The 15,922-nt window shown below is 66.4% G+C and carries 19 protein-coding genes; 14 read left to right on the forward strand and 5 right to left on the reverse strand.

The annotated features are described in order from the left end of the window. Positions 1-7: 7 nt before the first annotated feature. From G4G00_RS00215 to G4G00_RS00225, 3 genes are all read right to left on the reverse strand, one after another. A complete protein-coding gene (locus G4G00_RS00215; RefSeq protein WP_164270582.1) occupies positions 8-415 on the reverse strand; it encodes a TonB family protein in 408 nt (135 codons plus the stop codon). A 95-nt stretch (positions 416-510) separates the two neighbouring features. Continuing rightward, positions 511-2,175, reverse strand: coding sequence for a hypothetical protein (locus tag G4G00_RS00220; RefSeq protein ID WP_164270584.1), 1,665 nt, complete (start codon positions 2,173-2,175; stop codon positions 511-513). A 167-nt stretch (positions 2,176-2,342) separates the two neighbouring features. Continuing rightward, on the reverse strand, positions 2,343-3,095 hold the full coding sequence (locus tag G4G00_RS00225) for a hypothetical protein (protein ID WP_234414622.1): 753 nt from the start codon (positions 3,093-3,095) through the stop codon (positions 2,343-2,345). A 433-nt stretch (positions 3,096-3,528) separates the two neighbouring features. Here G4G00_RS00225 and G4G00_RS00230 point away from each other — a divergent pair, with 433 nt between their 5' ends. The 6 genes from G4G00_RS00230 to G4G00_RS00255 all read left to right on the forward strand — a co-directional run bounded on the left by G4G00_RS00230 (position 3,529) and on the right by G4G00_RS00255 (position 9,275). After that, positions 3,529-4,455, forward strand: a complete 927-nt coding sequence (locus G4G00_RS00230) for an XVIPCD domain-containing protein (protein ID WP_108751999.1) — start codon at positions 3,529-3,531, stop codon at positions 4,453-4,455. Next, positions 4,455-5,081: a hypothetical protein gene (locus tag G4G00_RS00235; protein ID WP_164270586.1), complete on the forward strand. Its 627-nt coding sequence runs from the start codon at positions 4,455-4,457 to the stop codon at positions 5,079-5,081. The genes G4G00_RS00230 and G4G00_RS00235 overlap by 1 nt, the downstream gene beginning before the upstream one ends. 2 nt (positions 5,082-5,083) lie before the next feature. Beyond that, positions 5,084-6,100, forward strand: a complete 1,017-nt coding sequence (locus tag G4G00_RS00240) for an XVIPCD domain-containing protein (protein ID WP_164270587.1) — start codon at positions 5,084-5,086, stop codon at positions 6,098-6,100. Between the two features lie 161 nt (positions 6,101-6,261). Next, positions 6,262-7,404, forward strand: coding sequence for a YncE family protein (locus G4G00_RS00245; RefSeq protein ID WP_164270589.1), 1,143 nt, complete (start codon positions 6,262-6,264; stop codon positions 7,402-7,404). A gap of 219 nt (positions 7,405-7,623) precedes the next feature. Then, positions 7,624-8,262, forward strand: coding sequence for a hypothetical protein (locus tag G4G00_RS00250; protein WP_164270591.1), 639 nt, complete (start codon positions 7,624-7,626; stop codon positions 8,260-8,262). After that, positions 8,262-9,275 carry an XVIPCD domain-containing protein gene (locus G4G00_RS00255; RefSeq protein ID WP_164270593.1) on the forward strand — a complete coding sequence of 338 codons (1,014 nt, stop codon included), beginning with the start codon at positions 8,262-8,264 and terminating at the stop codon, positions 9,273-9,275. The genes G4G00_RS00250 and G4G00_RS00255 overlap by 1 nt, the downstream gene beginning before the upstream one ends. 98 nt (positions 9,276-9,373) lie before the next feature. On the opposite strand, the gene G4G00_RS00260 is transcribed toward G4G00_RS00255, so the two are convergent. Continuing rightward, complete coding sequence (locus G4G00_RS00260) at positions 9,374-9,781, reverse strand: XVIPCD domain-containing protein (protein ID WP_164270595.1); 408 nt, start codon at positions 9,779-9,781, stop codon at positions 9,374-9,376. Between the two features lie 151 nt (positions 9,782-9,932). Between G4G00_RS00260 and G4G00_RS00265 the strand changes: the two genes are divergently transcribed. The 5 genes from G4G00_RS00265 (at position 9,933) to G4G00_RS00280 (ending at position 13,239) form a co-directional block, all read left to right on the forward strand. Next, entirely contained in the window at positions 9,933-10,379 is a 447-nt protein-coding gene (locus tag G4G00_RS00265; RefSeq protein WP_164270597.1) for a hypothetical protein, read from the forward strand. 116 nt (positions 10,380-10,495) lie between these two features. After that, positions 10,496-11,452, forward strand: a complete 957-nt coding sequence (locus G4G00_RS00270; protein ID WP_164270599.1) for a hypothetical protein — start codon at positions 10,496-10,498, stop codon at positions 11,450-11,452. A gap of 109 nt (positions 11,453-11,561) precedes the next feature. Next, positions 11,562-12,374 carry an alpha/beta hydrolase gene (locus tag G4G00_RS00275; RefSeq protein WP_164270601.1) on the forward strand — a complete coding sequence of 271 codons (813 nt, stop codon included), beginning with the start codon at positions 11,562-11,564 and terminating at the stop codon, positions 12,372-12,374. 23 nt (positions 12,375-12,397) lie between these two features. After that, positions 12,398-12,568: a hypothetical protein gene (locus tag G4G00_RS21790; RefSeq protein ID WP_205515507.1), complete on the forward strand. Its 171-nt coding sequence runs from the start codon at positions 12,398-12,400 to the stop codon at positions 12,566-12,568. A gap of 92 nt (positions 12,569-12,660) precedes the next feature. Beyond that, on the forward strand, positions 12,661-13,239 hold the full coding sequence (locus G4G00_RS00280; RefSeq protein WP_159093935.1) for a hypothetical protein: 579 nt from the start codon (positions 12,661-12,663) through the stop codon (positions 13,237-13,239). A gap of 6 nt (positions 13,240-13,245) precedes the next feature. Here the strand turns inward: G4G00_RS00280 and G4G00_RS00285 are convergent, their stop codons facing one another. Next, positions 13,246-13,935 carry a hypothetical protein gene (locus tag G4G00_RS00285; RefSeq protein WP_164270603.1) on the reverse strand — a complete coding sequence of 230 codons (690 nt, stop codon included), beginning with the start codon at positions 13,933-13,935 and terminating at the stop codon, positions 13,246-13,248. Positions 13,936-14,100: 165 nt separating this feature from the next. Here G4G00_RS00285 and G4G00_RS00290 point away from each other — a divergent pair, with 165 nt between their 5' ends. The 3 genes from G4G00_RS00290 to G4G00_RS00300 are packed head-to-tail and all read left to right on the forward strand — an operon-like array spanning position 14,101 to position 15,912. Next, positions 14,101-14,697 carry a hypothetical protein gene (locus G4G00_RS00290; protein ID WP_164270605.1) on the forward strand — a complete coding sequence of 199 codons (597 nt, stop codon included), beginning with the start codon at positions 14,101-14,103 and terminating at the stop codon, positions 14,695-14,697. Between the two features lie 55 nt (positions 14,698-14,752). Further along, a complete protein-coding gene (locus G4G00_RS00295; protein WP_108752012.1) occupies positions 14,753-15,298 on the forward strand; it encodes an RNA 2'-phosphotransferase in 546 nt (181 codons plus the stop codon). After that, positions 15,295-15,912 carry a hypothetical protein gene (locus G4G00_RS00300; protein ID WP_164270607.1) on the forward strand — a complete coding sequence of 206 codons (618 nt, stop codon included), beginning with the start codon at positions 15,295-15,297 and terminating at the stop codon, positions 15,910-15,912. Before G4G00_RS00295 ends, G4G00_RS00300 begins: the two co-directional genes overlap by 4 nt. The last annotated feature ends 10 nt before the right edge of the window (positions 15,913-15,922 follow it).

The following is a 15,922-nucleotide window of genomic DNA, read 5'->3' on the forward strand; positions in this document are numbered from 1 at the left end:
TGGTCTGTCAGTCCTCCGCCAGGAACCGCACCTTCACCCGCAACCGCACTGGCACTGCAACCCCATCAATCACCACCGGCTCGAACCGCCACTGGTTGACCGTGCTGAACGCCGCGCGATCCACGTCACGCAGACGGCTGGAGAGCTCCACCATCACATCGGTCACCACGCCGGTGGCATCCACATCGGCCGCCACGACTATCGGCAACGCCGGTGCCTGGACACCCTCGGGCAAGCGCGGCGGCGGCGCGTGCAGCGTGGCGGGGGCGTGTTCCAGTACGAGGCCGGCGTTGTCACCGGGTTCTACAAACACCTCGGTGGTAACAGCGGGCGTTTCCGCGCCGGTCGCAGTAAATGGCGCGCCACAGGCGAGCGCCGCCAGTGCCAGCGCCAGCATCACAGTGAATCGAGACATCGGGAATCTCCGTTTCCAGTGCCAGCCAGCGTAACGCCTGGCGACACGCTTTCACTCAAAGAAAGGCCCCCGAAGCGAACCTCGGGGGCCGTGCATTACACCTGTTCCACCGTCTGCTGGCGTTGCGGCAGCTCCGGCGGGCGTGCGCCCTGGCTCATCACCTCACGCACCTGGTGTTCCTGCTGGTAGAACTGGCCGGCCCGATCCTGTGCGTCGCGGCTGTAGTCCTCAAAGACGCCGAACAGGGCGCGCGATTCGTCCGGCAGCAGGTCCAGCGCGGTGATGTGGCGCTTGCCGCCACGTGCGAAGGCCACCGAGGTCACTTCGGCCACGCATACCGCCACCCGCAGCGGCCCGAAGCGCACTGCGCCCTCGGCCAGCGTGCCGTTGCCGGCGTAGGCATTGCCGGCCACGCGCTTGGCGCGGTGGTAGGTGCCGCGGTAGCTGACCCGGTACACGGTGGACTGGAAGTCCACGCGGTTCCAAAGCTTGTGTGCCGATGCCAGGGCGAACTGCGCCGAGGAAATGAAGCCCAGCGCGATCAGACCCATCATGGCCGCGCCACTGCTGCGCGCGTACAGGAAGGCGAACACCACGCCCACCAGGCCCAGCACCAGGCCGAACAGGCCCAGCGCCAGCAGCGGTCGCTGCGTGTCCGAACTCCAGGCGGCAGTGAACGCCTCGGCCAGGCGCGGTGCGCTCTGGTCGGCGCGCACGCGCGGTTCGGTTTCCAGCAGCAGGTGACCGTCGAAGGCATCGCTGCTGACATCGTGGTCCTGCGCGTAGTACTGGCTGGAGTAGGGCATGCGCGTCTTCAGGCGCTCCAGCAGGCCACTGGTCAGATCGGGCATCTGCAGATCCTCGCGCACCAGATGGCGCGCGGCCGAGGCGCTGTAGCCGCCGGTCTGGGCGATCAGCGAAACGGTGAACAACGCGCTGGCGATCAGCGCACTGCCCAGCACCGCGATGGTGGGCAGCACGACGGTGGCCACGGCAAAGGGCGGCGTCGGCACCTGCACCGGCGACAGGGTGATGGCCAGCGGGCCGGCAATGGATACCAGCAGCAGCGCCACCATCGCACCCCAGCGTGGTGCGGGCACGGTGTCGGGGGCCGCTTCCATGGCGCCGCGGCGGATGGCCGCCAGGGTGGCGAAGGGCTTCAGCAGCAGCACGGCCAGCGCGAAGTACAGGCCGGCCATCCAGGCAAAGGCCGCAGGCTGGGCGAACACCCACGCCAGCGCGAAGCTGACCAGCACACCGGCCAGATACACGGCGCGGCGCAGCTGGGTTTCCGCATGCCAGCGGATGGCCGACGGCGCGTTGATCAGGTGCGGCACCAGGCCATACAGCATGGATAGCAGCGGATCATCCGGGCGCGGGCGCACGGTGATGCCGTCGTTGATGAGCCCCACCAGGTGGTTGCTGACCGAGCCGGTGCCCGACGGCACCGCAATCTGCCCGGCCTCGCCCGGCAGCACGGTGAAGCGGAAGTAGCGCATGGCCACGCCCACATGCACACCGCCCAACAGCAGCAGGGTCAGGCCGGTCACGGCACGGCCGACCGAGCCCAGGCCCATGGCGCGTACCTGTTCGGCGTTACTGACGCCCAGCAGCAGCACCAGGCCCATCACCATGGCGAATGCGCCCAGGGTGAGGTGCAGGGTGTTGGGCAGACGCATCGGGTTGACGGTGGCGGCCTGGGACGGCGGCGTGCTGTATTCGGTGCTCATCGGGTTCTCGAACGGGCGCTTGAACGGCATTAGCGGCGGGTTCGGGAGATTCTTGAGATGCAGGCGAGGATAGCCAGACGTTGCTTGAGCAGTGGCGGATCGAACTGCTGCCGGACTGATCGGGTCGGCCGTGCAGGGCGCATGCGCTGCCCTCGCCGCCCCACGGATGGCTGCCGTTCCTCCTGAACCGTGGTCGGTTACCGCAGCTTGTAGCGGGCCAGCAGGGCGCGCGTGGCGTCTTCGACGGCCTTCCAGTCCTTGAGCAGCACGCGCGGATAGATCGCGCGCACCGACAACCCATCCTGCGGGTCGATGAAGGTATGCAGGCAGGTGGCCACCGGCACATCGGGGTCATCCACCAGCGTGGTGCCCTGCACGGTCAGGCCCTCGTTCCCATCCTGCGGCGGGTTGCAGGTGATGAAGGTTGCCAGCGCGCCCTGTGCGTCGCGGGCGATGTACCACTCCTGGTCGGTTTCGGGCGAGCGCACTGGCGGCGCGCCGCGCTGTGCGGCATAGGCCTGGGAAAACTGCGCCATGCGGGTTTCATCGATGGCGTACGGGGTGAGCCCGAAATGCGGCGTGCCGGCGGTGCGCAGGTCAAGCCGACGGCGCGGGTCGTCACGGTTGATCGAGCCGTCCTCGGTGGTCGCTTCGGTGCTGGTTTTGCGTGGCAGCAGCTCGGTGATGGGCACTGCGTCGATGTAGTCCAGCGACAGGCTGACGGCGCGGTGGTGGTCGGACATGCTGCGCGAGGCGCGCGTGCCCGGCGGTGCCGCCTGCAGGTCGGGCCACAGCAGGGTGAGGCCGACGCCGCCGCCCACCGCCGGACCTATCTGGTCGTCGTACAGGTTGGCGGGGAAGGCGTAGCGGTGCGGGCCCAGCGCGGCTTCCACGGGGGCGGTGGTGTAGGTGTAGCCGTCCACGGTGTGGGACTGTGCGGTACTGGTCATGGGGGTCTCCCGGTGCTCCGGTTCCTTGGAGGGAGCCTTGCTGCAGGCTGTGCTGCTTGCCAAGGCGATGGCCAGGGCCAACCAGCGGCCCGGCGGTGGCAGGTTCATGCAGCCGTTCCTTGCGGTGTACGCAGCACTATATGGCAGCGTCTGCAGCGTGCGCCACGACGCCTGTCACGCTCCAAGCGGTTTTGGAAGGATGAGGGACGCAGCTGCTCGGTGGCGGCATCCTTTTCCACTGCCCAGGGCAAGGCCGCTGGTAGTTGCTGGCGCTTGGCGCACGATGGTCTGGACGTGTTTCTCGTGCCTCAGTGTTCGCTGGTTCACACATTCAGCAAGCCAATCGCGTCACCACCCCCACCTCCACCTGCCGCTCCACCCACCTGTGCGATCATCCGGCCAGGACCGCAGTACCCAACAAGGCAAAGCAGGCATGGAGCAGGCAACACGCTATACCGTCACCGTATTCCTGGCCGCGCCGGGCACCCCGCTGAAGAGCGGCGGCAGCTCGCCGCGCGGGCAGATGTTCCTGCAGGTGGCCGCCGGTGACGAGGCCCACAGCTACGGCTTCGCGCCACCGCGCCTGCCACCGGGCGAGACCGCCAGCGGCGTGCAGTACGCACAGGTGCGCCACGACGATGCCGACGAGCACGTGGACCCGTACTACAGCCGCACGCTGGAAATCACCGAGGAGCATTACGGCTGCCTGCGCGATTTTGCCGAGGAACCGGCCGAGTTCGAATTCGACGTGGACCGGCCCGCCACCATCAACCGCTGCAGCGATTTCGTCTGGGCCGCGCTGAACTACGCGCGCCTGCACCCGCTGCCCGCGCCGCTGGATGGTGGCAGCGACCTGGGCGAATTCGCCGTGCTGTTCAACCTGCCGGAAATCCAGTGCATTGCCGCACCGTTCCCGGACAGCGATCTGAACGCCGAGCATCACCACCCGATGCCCGAGCGCGAGGCCGAACTGCACCGCCAGGGGGTACGGCCCGACGATCAGCCGCCGCCCACGCCCATTGAAGTGGCCGGCACGCTGCTGGACCCCTCGCACCCGGACCATCGGTTGTTCGCACAGCTGATCCAGAAAGTGGCCGAGCTGGATGCCGCGCACGGGCGCACCTTCGATGACACCAGCCAGCGCATCAGCGCCAGCCTGCTGGTGCTGGCCAAGCAGAACAACCTGTCACGCGTGGACCACGTGCTGCTCAGTCGCCCCACCCAGGACAGCCCCGCCGCCGGCAGCATCTTCATCGTGCAGGGCGACCGCAACGACCCTGGGCACCGCCGCGCCAGCATTGCCACCGAAGTGGCGGCGCAGACCGACGTGGCTGATTCGCTGCGGTTGAAGGAGCAGTGATGCGGGCGGTGCGTGCAGTTGTTGCGTCTGCGGCGCTTGCCTTGCTGGTGGGCTGCGGCGGTGGTTCGTCACCGGAAGCGCCGAAGCTGCTCACCCGCGCCGAGGCCGACGCCCGCACCGTGGTGCCGTTCACCCGCGGCGTGCGGTTGGATAAAGCAGGGCGGATCGTGGATGTGACGTTCGATGCAGCGGAGCCCGATCGGTCCGCCACCCCAACGTTGATCATCGGACTCAGAAGCGAGGGTAAGGAGCCGGCAGAGGCGCACGCAGTAACCGCCGCCATCCAGCGCGACGGGCTCAAGGCGCGCGTAGCACTGGAACGGCTGGATATTCCTTCGCCCAAGCCCGTTCCGTTGTGGAGAGTTTCCGATGACGGTCGCAGCGAGGTGCAGCTGGCAACGGACATTGTGGGTGAGCGGCTATGGGGCGCGGATGTTGCAGTGAGCACCTTGGCCGAAGCGGGGCTGTACTCCCAGCAGCTGAGCTATGGCGAACTGCAGTGGGCCAGCGCGGGGCTAGGAGAGCGAGGCCGATATCGCCTGCGGATTGATCTGCTTGAGGATCGTCCTGATCTGGAAGGACTCCAGATTGATGTGATGGTTGGCTACCAACAACGTGGGAAGTAAACATGAAGAACGACTCTTCTGAACGAATCACCCTGACCGTTCACCTGGCCGCACCGGGTACGCCCTTGGTGGCGTTGGAGAACAATGAGCGGAAGCAGGTTGGCGCCTCCGATGTCGGGCACATGTTCCTGTCGATTGATCGCGTTGGCTCCGACGAGCCGCAGCAGAGCTTCGGGTATACCCGAACGCCGATTCCCGGTAACAGTGATCTCGGGAAGGTTGTCGATTACGACCTTCGTGCGTATGAGAACCCTCGCTATCAACGCACGATCGAGATTACGCAGGCGCAGTACGAGAAGATCGTCGAGTTCGCGAAGGATCCCGCCAAGCATGGCTTCGACGTAAAGAACTACAACCTCGCGTCCAACTCCTGCGTGGATTTCGCCTGGGGTGCCTTGAACCACGCGGGAATTCACGGCAACACCATCTTCGGGGAATTCAAGACGTACGAAGGTACGTTGAAGGTGTTGGACAACATCGGGCCGGTGCAGAGCATCCGGCCGCAGGTGAAAGGCAGTGAGCTGGACCGGGAAGAATGGAAGCCGATGCCCGAGCAGACCAACGCGATACAGCGGTGGTCCACCGATGCCAATGATCCCGCCCGTGCGGGTGCCTTGGCGTGGACCGGTACGCCCGCAGATCCCAGCCACGCCGACAACCCTCGCCTGAATCAGATCCACGAGCGTGTCGTTGCGATGAATGCCTTCGGCGCCGACAGCGCCAACGTCAGCGCCAGCCTTCTTGCACTTTCCAAGGAGCAGCAGTTCGCCCACGTGGACGACGTGCTGCTCGGCGAGCGCCGCGGCGATGCAGCGCCCAACCTGTTCATCGTGCAGGGCGATCGCGCCGATCCGGCGCACCTGCGTGCCAGCCTGCCGGCGGATGTGGCGGCGCAGACCCCGGTGGCGGCTTCGTTCGAGCGCGTCGAACAGCTTGCCCAGGCCCAGCCGCAGCGCGACGCACAGCGCTTGCAGGAGGACCCGCAGCTGCAGCAGTCGCAAGGCCCGCGCATGGCCTGAGGCCGCCGCCCCGCCGCGCGCGGCCCATGCCCCGGCCCCACCTGCTACCATTGGCCTGCTAACCCAGCCAGCCCACCCTGCGCAGACAGATGCGGGGCGGGCCGTCGCAGTACGGCCCAGCGAGCCAGGACACCCTCCCGTGCCCTTTCAAGGATGCTCGCATGAACCGTTTGTCGCTTTTCCGCTCGGCCGCACTGGCCGTGGCCATCTCGCTCAGCGTGGGCGCGCCGTCGGCCTTCGCCGATAACGCCGCCGCCGCCACCCGCACCACCACCGCCGTGCAGCGCCAGGCCGTTGCCCAGGGCCTGTACGAGCTGGCCTACAGCCCCAGCCAGAAGGCCGTGTTCGTGGCTTCGTCCGGTGGCTTCGGCGATAACGCCGGCCCGTCGCAGGTGCTGCGCCTGGACCCGACCACGCTGGCCGTGCAGACCCGCATTCCGCTGGAGCGCAAGGCCTTCGGTGTGGTGCTGGATGACGCCCACAACCGCCTGTACGTGGGCAACACCGTGGATACCTCGGTGACCGTGGTCGACACCGCGCAGAACAAGGCCATCGGCACCGTGCAGCTGATGGAAAAGAAGGTGGGCAAGGACGGCAAGGCCGGCTACACCCACGACCTGCGTGAGCTGGTGGTCGACAGCGCGGCCAACCGCCTGTACGTCACCGGTCATTCCGGCGAAGGCAGCGTGCTGTTCGTGGTGGACACCACCACGCTGAAGCTGATCGACACCATTCCGGGCCTGGGCAAGGCCAAGGCCCCGGGCCTGGCGCTGGATGCAGCCAACAAGCGCGTGTACACCAGCAACCTGCTGGCCGATCTGGTGGTGGTGGGCACCGATTCGAAGAAGGTGGTGGCCGAGCACAAGATCGCCGCCGAGCAGCCGATGAACATCGCGGTGGACCCGGACGGCAAGCGCCTGTTCGTGACCGACCAGGGTTCGGAGATGATCCGCAACTACATGACCAAGAGCAGCGAGGGCTTCACCAGCAAGCACCCGGGCCAGCGCGTGCTGGTGCTTGACCGCAGCACCGGCAAGGAACTGGCCAGCATCCCCACCGATGCCGGCCCGCTGGGCATCCTGCTGGATGCACCGCGCAAGCGCCTGTACGTGACCAACCGCGATGGCGGCACGGTCACCGCCTTCGACAGCAACAGCTACCAGAAGGTCGCCACGTACGACGTGCCCACGCACCCGAACAGCCTGGCGCTGGATGCGAAGAACAACGTGCTGTACGTCAGCATCAAGAATGGCGAAAAGGATGCCAAGGGCAGCGAAGAAAGCGTCGCCCGCATCCAGCTGTAGCACAGTAGCGCCAGGCCATGCCTGGCGGCTTTCCGCAGAAAAGGCAGGGTGCAGACCCTGCCTTTTTCCTTTCCGGACCACCGGTAAACCGTGGCCCCGGTCACCTTTCAGATTTGCCCTACAGGCGTGTTCACAAGCCTGTGCGAAGATTCGGCCATCGGCCTGGCCACACGCTGGCACGGCCCCGATGGAATGCCGACCTGACCCATGGACGCCGTGATGCACATCGCCCCCGTGCCGCCCCTGCGCACCGTCGCACTGGCCATAGCCCTGCTCATGCTGCTTGGCTGCGCTGCCCAGCCACCACCGCCCCCGCCGAAAGTTCTGACCGCAGAGGAAGCCGCTGCGCGCACGGTGGTTCCGCTGACCCGCGCGATTGCGTTGGACAAGGCGGGGCAGATTGTGGATCTGGAGTTTGAGCTGCCGCCTGCTGGAGCAGATCTGGCTCCGGCGGTACTGATCGGTCTGCGGGTTGCTGGAGATGAGGAGTCTGCCGAAAAGGCGCGTTGGTTGCTCAACGGCTACGATTTGATGGCGAAAGTACAGCTGTTCCGAAAGGGGAGCGCGACGGACGTCAGAGTGCCGTTGAAGCGCTATGACGTTAGCGCGCGTCGGGTCGTGCAGTTGGACCCAGAGGGGCTGGTGCCTCAAACCATTGTGCTCAGTCCCGCGCCCTGGCCTTTGCAGGACGCTGGGCTTGTTTCCCCGGCTCTACATTACGCATCGCTGGGTCTTGCATTCGTTCCCGACGCAACGCCGGGCCAGTACAGACTTTCGATTGATTTGCTCGAAGACCGGCCAGAGCTGAAAGACTTGAACGCTGAACTGTATGTTGCCTACATGGGGAGATCAAAGTAATGGACAAGGACGATCGGCACACATTGACCCTCTACGTAGCAGCCCCGGGAACACCGCTGGAGAACAGTAAGCATCCTTCGCTTTCTGGGCACGTGTACCTGGAGGTAGGCGCGGGCTTGAAGCGATTTAGCCATGGATTTCAGCCAGGCGGCGCACCCGAGGGCTACGAGCGCCCGTGGTACGACGTAACGGTGCCAGGGACCATCGTCAATAGCGACGTTGTCAACTACAAGGATCCCTACTACTCCAGGACCATGGAGATCAGCAAAGATCAGTTCGACCGGATCCAGGAGTTTGCGAAGAACCCGGAGAAGTACGGATTCTCCATGAAGTACGAAACGTTCACCAACAGCTGCACCGACTTCGTCTGGGCCTCTCTGAAGCACGCGGGAATCCATGATTCCAAGGTTCTTGGCGTTATTGATTTCGAAGGTGACATCAAGCCGATTTACAACGTCAAACCCATCCAGATGATCAAACCGCCGTTCCCGGACAGCGATCTGAACAAGGAGCATTTCAACGAGATGCCCACGCAGAACTGGCGCGAGAAGATCTTTTCTGAGAACGACGCGCCAACGCTGTCACCCGAGCGCGCGCTGGCAGCTGCAGGCGCGGATGTCAGCCATCGCAACGATCCTATGCTGGCGCAGATCAATCAAGGCGTAGCCGCGCTGGACGCACAGAACGGCCGCACGTTCGACGCCACGAGCGAGAACATCAGCGCCAGCTTGTACGCCCTGGCCAAGGCCAATGGCCTGACCCACGTCGATCATGTGCTGTTGAGCAACCGCACGGCGCAAGCCGATGCCGCGCAGAACATCTTCATCGTCCAAGGCGAACCGGGTGACCCCGCGCATCTGCGCGCGAGCATGGCAACCGCGGTAGCCGCGCAGACGCCCGCGGAAACGTCGTTCGAGCGAGCCCAGGAGCTGTCGCAAGCCGCGCAGACACGCTCGCAGGACGAGCTGCAGCAGCGCCAGGTGCAGGAACAGGCCGGGCCGCGCATGGTGTAGCGCAGCGTGGGCGCAACTGCCCCTGGTTCGCCCATGCCAGGTAGCCCGATGGTGTTCGAAAATCTGGAACTCGTTCCGGCCACCGGGTAAACAACGCCTCAGCCCAATCGCTGCCCCGGGTTCTGCTGCTGCTCCTGCTCGCGCGCCTGTTGTTCCGGCTGCAGCCCCACGGCCGGCTGCTGCGGGGCAATGCCCAGCTTCTGCAGCGATTGCTCGGCTGGCACCTGGGCCGCTTCGGCGGTGGGCAGCATGGCGCGCAGATGGGCCGGGTTGGCCGGGTCGCCCTGCACCACGAAGATGTTGTGTCCGGCCGGGTGCTGGGCCGTGGCATTGCTCACCACAACGTGGTCGGCGCGCTCCAGGCCCTGTTCGCGGGCCTTCACGGTCAGGCTGGCGGTCAGGTTTTCACTGGTGGTGTCGAAGCTGCGGCCATGCTTTTCGTCCAGCGCGGCCACGCCCTGACGGATCTGCTGGTGAAGGATGTAATCGGGGTGGTCGGGGGTCATGGGGTGCTCCGTGCGGCCGCATTTGGATCTGGACGGGCAGTGTAGAACGCCGGTGGCTGCGTGGGTAACCGATTTATTGCTAGCCTGTGTGCCTGCGGCGCAGGGGATGGCGCGCGCAGGTTTACCAGGATGCTTCGGGGAGAACGGCACGATGGACGTGCACACATTCAGGCGCTGGCTGCTGGGCATGGGGATGCTCGCACTGGCCGGTTCGGGGCATGCGCAGTCGATGCCGGCCGAGGGCGATGACCCCAGTTGTCCGGCACAGGACTTCGCGCAGTTCCTGCGCCACTTCACCGATCCGGCCGACGACCGGGTGCGCATGCGCTACACCACCGATCCGCTGGAATACGAGACCCCCGCCTATGGCGTGGCCAGCGAGGGCGGCCCGGTGGCTACCGAAGTGCACCGGGAAGCGGGGCCGGCGCGGCTGCGTCGCCTGCGGGGCGCCACGCTGCGTGCCACCCCGGCCATCATCCCGCTGGCCGACGGTGGGCAGCAGGTACGCCTGGGCGACGATGGACAGGCCGAGCAGTACACCTTCGCGCGCCGCTATGGCTGCTGGATGCTGACCCGGGTGGCCCGCCCGCAGGGCTGAGCCGGGTGCGGTGGAAGTGGTGCCCGGCTTGTCGGACGAGTTCATGCAAACCCGGTACGCTGGGCGCGTGGCGGTGCAGTGCTATCACCAGCGCTGACGGAGCGGACAGGAAGGCGATGGCAACGGAACTGGCGTACAGCGAGCAATTCAACGATGTGATCAATGCCGAGCGCGCCTATGAGCTGTACTGGGCGGGGGTGATCAACGACCGGCGGGCCTTCGCCTGCCCGCAGGAGGGCTGCCCGGCGCGCTATACCTGCGTCAACCTGGAAACCGACGCGCTGAACCTGCAGGTGCAGCCGCATTACCGTGTGCTCCACAAAGGGCCGGCGCACGCCGAAGGCTGTCCGTATGCGTCCGAGCGCGAAGCGCAGCAGGCAAGCGCTGCAGGCGAGGGCCAGACCCATGCAGCGGGCGCGCCGCCGCCGGATCGGTTCCTGTTCGAGCGGCCGGCCGACTACTTCACCGTGCGTGATGCGGCGCCCGCCGCAGGGGGCGGCAGTGGCAGCACGCGCGGCGGTGGCGGTGATGCGGCGGGCCTGCGCAGCCGTCGCACCGATTTCTATTCGGTGGCCTCGCTGGTATCGCGCTGGTTGAAGGCACGCCGGGACGGTACGGACGATACCCAGACGCTGACTGCGGGCGCGACATCGGCGCTGAGCTACCGCGACATGTTCGAGAATTTCTCGCCGCGCCGGGCCCGTCTGTCCGGACAGGCGCGCGTGTACTGGGGCAAGGCGAAGATCGCGCAGACGCCCGACGGCTACCGCATCCGCTTCATGACGCGCGTCGATACGCTGGGTGAGCAGGTGCTGGACCCGCCGCAGGCGCCCACGGCGATGGTCTGGAACAGCGCGCTGAATGCTTCGAAGATGGGCGCGCTGCACATCAAGCGTCTGCAGCGCTTTGCCGCCAGCGGCGAGGCCTGCGTGGTGTTCATCTTCGGTACGCCCACGCTGGATACCTCGCGCAAGGACCAGCGCACTTACCTGAACTTCAAGGTGACCCGGGTCGACCACGTGGATGTGCAGGCCGATGATGTCTATGACCGCATGAAGCGCCCGCAGGCATGATGGCCAGGGCTGGGCCGTGCACGCGGTGTCACGGCCGCGGCCGATTCCCTCACGGCGGCTATCGGTGGGCCTGCCTAGGGTAGGTGCCTCCTTCCCCACGGGAGCTGCCATGACTGCCCCTTCCATTCGCCTGCACGTTGAAGACACCGGCGGTACCGGCCGCCCGGTCATCCTGATCCATGGCTGGCCGCTGTCAGCCGAAGCCTGGAAGGCGCAGGTGCCGGTGCTGCGCGATGCAGGCTACCGGGTGATCAGCTACGACCGGCGCGGTTTTGGCCGCTCGGAGAAGCCCGCCGAAGGCTTCGACTACGACACGCTGGCCGCCGACCTTGCGTCGATCATCGACGCGCGTGATCTGCGGGACGTCACCCTGGTCGGGTTTTCCATGGGGGGCGGCGAGGTGGCGCGCTACATTGCCAACCATGGCCAGGATCGCCTGCACAGCGTGGTATTCGCCGCGGCGGTGCCGCCTTATCTGCTGAAGACCGACGACAACCCGAACGGTCCGCTCAGCCAGGAAAACGCCGATGCGATGCGCGAAGGGCTGCAGGCCAACCGGGAGACGTTCTTCGAGGGCTTCACCCGCGATTTCTTCAGCGCCAACGGGCAGTTGATGGTGACCGAAGAGACCCGCCAGGCGGCCATCGCCCTGTGCCACCAGTCCGACCCGCGGGCGGCGCTGGGCTGCATGCAGGCGTTCGCCACCACCGACTTCCGCGCGGACCTGGACAAGGTGAGTGTGCCCACCCTGGTGCTGCACGGTGACAGCGATGCGACGGTGCCGCTGGAAGGCTCAGGGGCGCGCGCGCACAAGGCCATCGAGGGCAGCGAGCTGGTTGTGCTGAAGAATGCACCGCACGGCTGCAACACCAGCCATACCGATGACTTCAACCTGGCCCTGCTGAACTTCCTGAAGAAGTAGGACGCCACAGGCATACTGCCGCCATGGCCAGCCCCCGCACCCCGCCCTGGAAGAAGCCCAACCCGAAGGGGCAGAAGACGCAACCGCTGTCGCAGGCGCAGAAAGACGCCGCGCGGCAGCGGGCCGAAGAGAACGGCCGCCGCTATCCGAACCTGGTGGACAACATGTGGGCGGCCAAGCTTCCACGCGGTTGAGGGGCTTCTTCGAAATGGCATGACGCAATGCACGCTGTCATGCGCGCGGATGCCGCGTCATCATCATGGGCCTGGCCCTATGGACGATGACGATGGATGCAAGCGTGCTGGCAAACGCGGGAGTTTCCGCGAAAGTAATTGCTGTTCTTGTGCTGGTTGCGGGTGCCGCGAAAGCGATCTATGCCCTGAAGGTGGACGGCCGCCGGAACCGGAAAGATTGCGTTGAGCTGTGGGACCCAAAGCGGGCCGGCGATGATTACTGGCTGGAGTCCTACGTCAATCTTCGCTACAGCGAGCGGTCACCGCCGGCCGATCTGGTGCGCCAGTGTCTGGCAGTGACCGATTCCACCCGGCGGTTGAATGATCTTGTGCTGTACTGGCAGTTCTTTACCGGCCATTCCATCGGCGATCTGCAGTGGAAACTGCGCTTCCGCAATCACAGAGGCTGGCGTATTGCCGAAGCCATCGCCTGGCTGCTGGCCTATCCGGCCGCGGTCACAGCCGGGGTCTTGTTCTTCTATTGGGGTGGTCCGGATGGCTGGGTGCTTGCGCTGATACTGCTGGCAGTGGGCGGCGGCTGCTTCTGGATCTTCCTCATGCTGCGTGGTGCCGCCAATGCGGAGCAGGCGCTGAAGAACGCCAGAGCTGCCCCGAAGCGAGCTGTGGCCTGAGTCCGTCTACTGCGCCAGGCGCGGCCCCCAGGCCCGCCAGCCGATTTCCCACGATGGCGCCACCGTGCGCTCTGAAATCTGCACGGTCGGCGCGGCAGCGGGGGTAAGGGTGGCCAGCGCTGCACGCAGGCGCTCGGCCTGTACCGGCTGGCCCGTGGCAATCTGCAGGCGGTTGCCGTGGCGGCGTACCTGCACGGCAATCACCGCATGGGAATCAAACGGTGGTCCGTAGCGGCCGCGCTGGTAGCGCATGCTGACCGGTCGCACCGCCTGCATCAGCACAGGGGTCCAGGCCTGCAGCAGCGCATCCTGTTGCGCTTCGTCGATGGCAACGTCGATCACCGTGGACGGGTAACCCACGGCACTTTCCACCATGACTTGGAAGCGTGCGCCCTCCGGTGTCAGCGCAGCCGCGCCAAACGCCGCAAGAATCACCACGGCCACGGTGATCCAGAGCCAGTGTCGCGGTGCCTGCGGCGGCACCTGGAAGTGTGTCAGGTTCGGCCTGCGCCGACGCATGCGGCGGTAACGGCGCTTTGCAGCTGGGCTGTCCAGCAGACTCTCGGCAGGCAGCGCAATCTGCTGCGCAGGGCGCTTGGCCAGGCGCGCGTTGATCCAGCGCGACGCAAGCAGCGCGACCAGGCCACCCAGCAGCAGCGGGCCCACCAAGCGAACGAACAGATACAACCCCAGCATCGGCATCCCTCCTGTGCAGGATGCACATGATGGCGGAGATCCGCGCCGATGTCGCATTTGCCAGCCGACAGAGGCGATGGGCTTGGCTAGGATTCGCCTTCTTCGAAGCAACCACGCAGGTGGCCGATGACCGCTTTCTTCGGCCGTGTTTTCGGGCCCGGTTTGATGCTGTTGGTTTTCCAGTGCGTTTCGGTTCTGGCGGTGGGGCTGGAGGTGGGCTACTTCCATCTTCGCGTTTCATTGCTGCTGGAGCCGCTGTCACCGGCCTGCGGGGGCGACGATGCCTACGAGCGCATGCGCGTGGCCGAACATCTGCTGGCCCGGGCCAACGCGCTGGATGACTGGGACCCGCTGGCCTGGGTGCCGGCCACCACGCTGCTGCTGGCATTGGCGGGCGCATTGGCGGCTTCGGTGGAACAGTGGCGGCGCAGCAGCCCGGCGTGCCGCGTCAGCGCCGGCCGCCTGGTGGCGCTGCAGGTTGGCGCGCTTGCCCTGGGCGGTACGATGCTGCACGCCTTCGACCGGGTCTGGCAGGCCTATATCACGCTGCTGCCCGCGGCCTGCATGACCGACGCATTGGTGCGCGAGGACGCCTCGCTTGCGGCATCGATGGGCTGGACCTTCCAGGTGTTCGACGCCGCGCGGGTGATGCCACCGCATGCTCCGGATGTGATGGCCATCGTGCTGATCGGTCAGCTGCTGGCGTCGTTGGCTGTGGGCATCTGGCTGTGGCGGCAGCCTTCGGCGTCGCTCGTGACATGACGCCCTGCCAAGGTCGGGGTTGGCATCGTGTGGCCGGCTGCGGCACGCTATGCACATGGACAAGGACGTTTCTCTGATCCGGGCCAGCAAGTTCCTGAGCCTGGTATTGCGGCACGAGCCGCAGAAGATTGGCCTGCAGCTCGATGCGCACGGCTGGGCCGACATTGCCGATCTGCTGCAGCGGATTGCCGAGCACGGGCATGCGCTCGATCGCGCGGACCTGCAGCGGCTGGTGCAGACCAACGACAAACAGCGTTTCGCGCTCAGTGACGATGGCCTGCGCATCCGCGCCAGTCAGGGGCATTCGATTGCGGTGGACCTGGGGTTGCAGCCGCTGGAACCGCCGCCGTGGCTGTACCACGGCACCGTGCCGCGCTTCCTGGAAGCCATCGCCACGCAGGGGCTGCGGCCGGGCGAGCGCCAGCACGTACACCTGTCGCTGGACCGACAGACCGCGCAGCAGGTGGGTTCGCGCCGTGGCGCGCCCGTCATCCTCAGCGTGGATGCCGGCCGCATGCATGCAGAGGGTCATCGCTTCTACCGTTCGGCCAATGGCGTGTGGCTGACCGACCACGTACCACCGAAGTACATCGCCGGATGAAGCCCTCGGCACTGACAACCGGGCGAGGCGCCGGGCTGTTCGTCCTGCCGGTGCTGGCCCTGCTGGCGCTGGCCCTGGCCGAGGCCGGCCTGCATCTGCGCGTGCAGTACGTGCTGGAGCCTGCCGCCGGCGCCTGTGCCCATCCCGATCTGGCCGCGCGTACGGCAGTGATGATGGCGATGCTGGAACGCGCGCAGGCGCTGCAGCTCTGGCAAGAGCTGCGCTGGTTGCCGATCGCCGGGGTGCTGCTGGCCCTGCTGTCTGCGCTGTGGGTGGGGCTGTCGGCGCTGCGCGGCGCCACGAGCCACGTGTGGCGAATGGCCACCACCTATGTGCTGCTGCAGGCCGGCGCGCTGAGCCTGGCCGCGTGGACCCTGTTCCGGCAGGAGCGTGCGTGGGCCAGCGTGAAGCAGCTTGCGCCGGTGGTCTGCGCGCTGGATTCCAGTGATCCGTCGGTGCCGGTGGCACAGACCCCGCAGCTGGCCTTCGATCTGTTCCTGGGGCGCAGTGCCGCGCTGCTGCACAACCCGGGGCAGTTGGCGATGGTGTTGGCCGCCGTGCTGCTGGTGGGCGTGGTGCTGGGGCTGTGGTTGTGGCGGGGCGCGCGCAGGTAGAGTGGCGGTT

This window comes from Stenotrophomonas sp. B1-1, assembly GCF_010894375.1.
Classification (GTDB): Bacteria; Pseudomonadota; Gammaproteobacteria; order Xanthomonadales; family Xanthomonadaceae; genus Stenotrophomonas.

Coding starts and splice junctions, on each gene's coding strand:
- G4G00_RS00255 (WP_164270593.1), top strand. CDS start 8,262: ATGGACAAGGACGATCGGCACACATTGACCCTCTACGTAGCAGCCCCG.
- G4G00_RS00250 (WP_164270591.1), top strand. CDS start 7,624: ATGCACATCGCCCCCGTGCCGCCCCTGCGCACCGTCGCACTGGCCATA.
- G4G00_RS00290 (WP_164270605.1), top strand. CDS start 14,101: ATGCTGTTGGTTTTCCAGTGCGTTTCGGTTCTGGCGGTGGGGCTGGAG.
- G4G00_RS00280 (WP_159093935.1), top strand. CDS start 12,661: ATGGATGCAAGCGTGCTGGCAAACGCGGGAGTTTCCGCGAAAGTAATT.
- G4G00_RS00225 (WP_234414622.1), bottom strand. CDS start 3,095: ATGACCAGTACCGCACAGTCCCACACCGTGGACGGCTACACCTACACC.
- G4G00_RS00285 (WP_164270603.1), bottom strand. CDS start 13,935: ATGCTGGGGTTGTATCTGTTCGTTCGCTTGGTGGGCCCGCTGCTGCTG.
- G4G00_RS00275 (WP_164270601.1), top strand. CDS start 11,562: ATGACTGCCCCTTCCATTCGCCTGCACGTTGAAGACACCGGCGGTACC.
- G4G00_RS00265 (WP_164270597.1), top strand. CDS start 9,933: ATGGACGTGCACACATTCAGGCGCTGGCTGCTGGGCATGGGGATGCTC.
- G4G00_RS00300 (WP_164270607.1), top strand. CDS start 15,295: ATGAAGCCCTCGGCACTGACAACCGGGCGAGGCGCCGGGCTGTTCGTC.
- G4G00_RS00260 (WP_164270595.1), bottom strand. CDS start 9,781: ATGACCCCCGACCACCCCGATTACATCCTTCACCAGCAGATCCGTCAG.
- G4G00_RS00270 (WP_164270599.1), top strand. CDS start 10,496: ATGGCAACGGAACTGGCGTACAGCGAGCAATTCAACGATGTGATCAAT.
- G4G00_RS00240 (WP_164270587.1), top strand. CDS start 5,084: ATGAAGAACGACTCTTCTGAACGAATCACCCTGACCGTTCACCTGGCC.
- G4G00_RS21790 (WP_205515507.1), top strand. CDS start 12,398: ATGGCCAGCCCCCGCACCCCGCCCTGGAAGAAGCCCAACCCGAAGGGG.
- G4G00_RS00230 (WP_108751999.1), top strand. CDS start 3,529: ATGGAGCAGGCAACACGCTATACCGTCACCGTATTCCTGGCCGCGCCG.
- G4G00_RS00295 (WP_108752012.1), top strand. CDS start 14,753: ATGGACAAGGACGTTTCTCTGATCCGGGCCAGCAAGTTCCTGAGCCTG.
- G4G00_RS00245 (WP_164270589.1), top strand. CDS start 6,262: ATGAACCGTTTGTCGCTTTTCCGCTCGGCCGCACTGGCCGTGGCCATC.
- G4G00_RS00215 (WP_164270582.1), bottom strand. CDS start 415: ATGTCTCGATTCACTGTGATGCTGGCGCTGGCACTGGCGGCGCTCGCC.
- G4G00_RS00220 (WP_164270584.1), bottom strand. CDS start 2,175: ATGCCGTTCAAGCGCCCGTTCGAGAACCCGATGAGCACCGAATACAGC.
- G4G00_RS00235 (WP_164270586.1), top strand. CDS start 4,455: ATGCGGGCGGTGCGTGCAGTTGTTGCGTCTGCGGCGCTTGCCTTGCTG.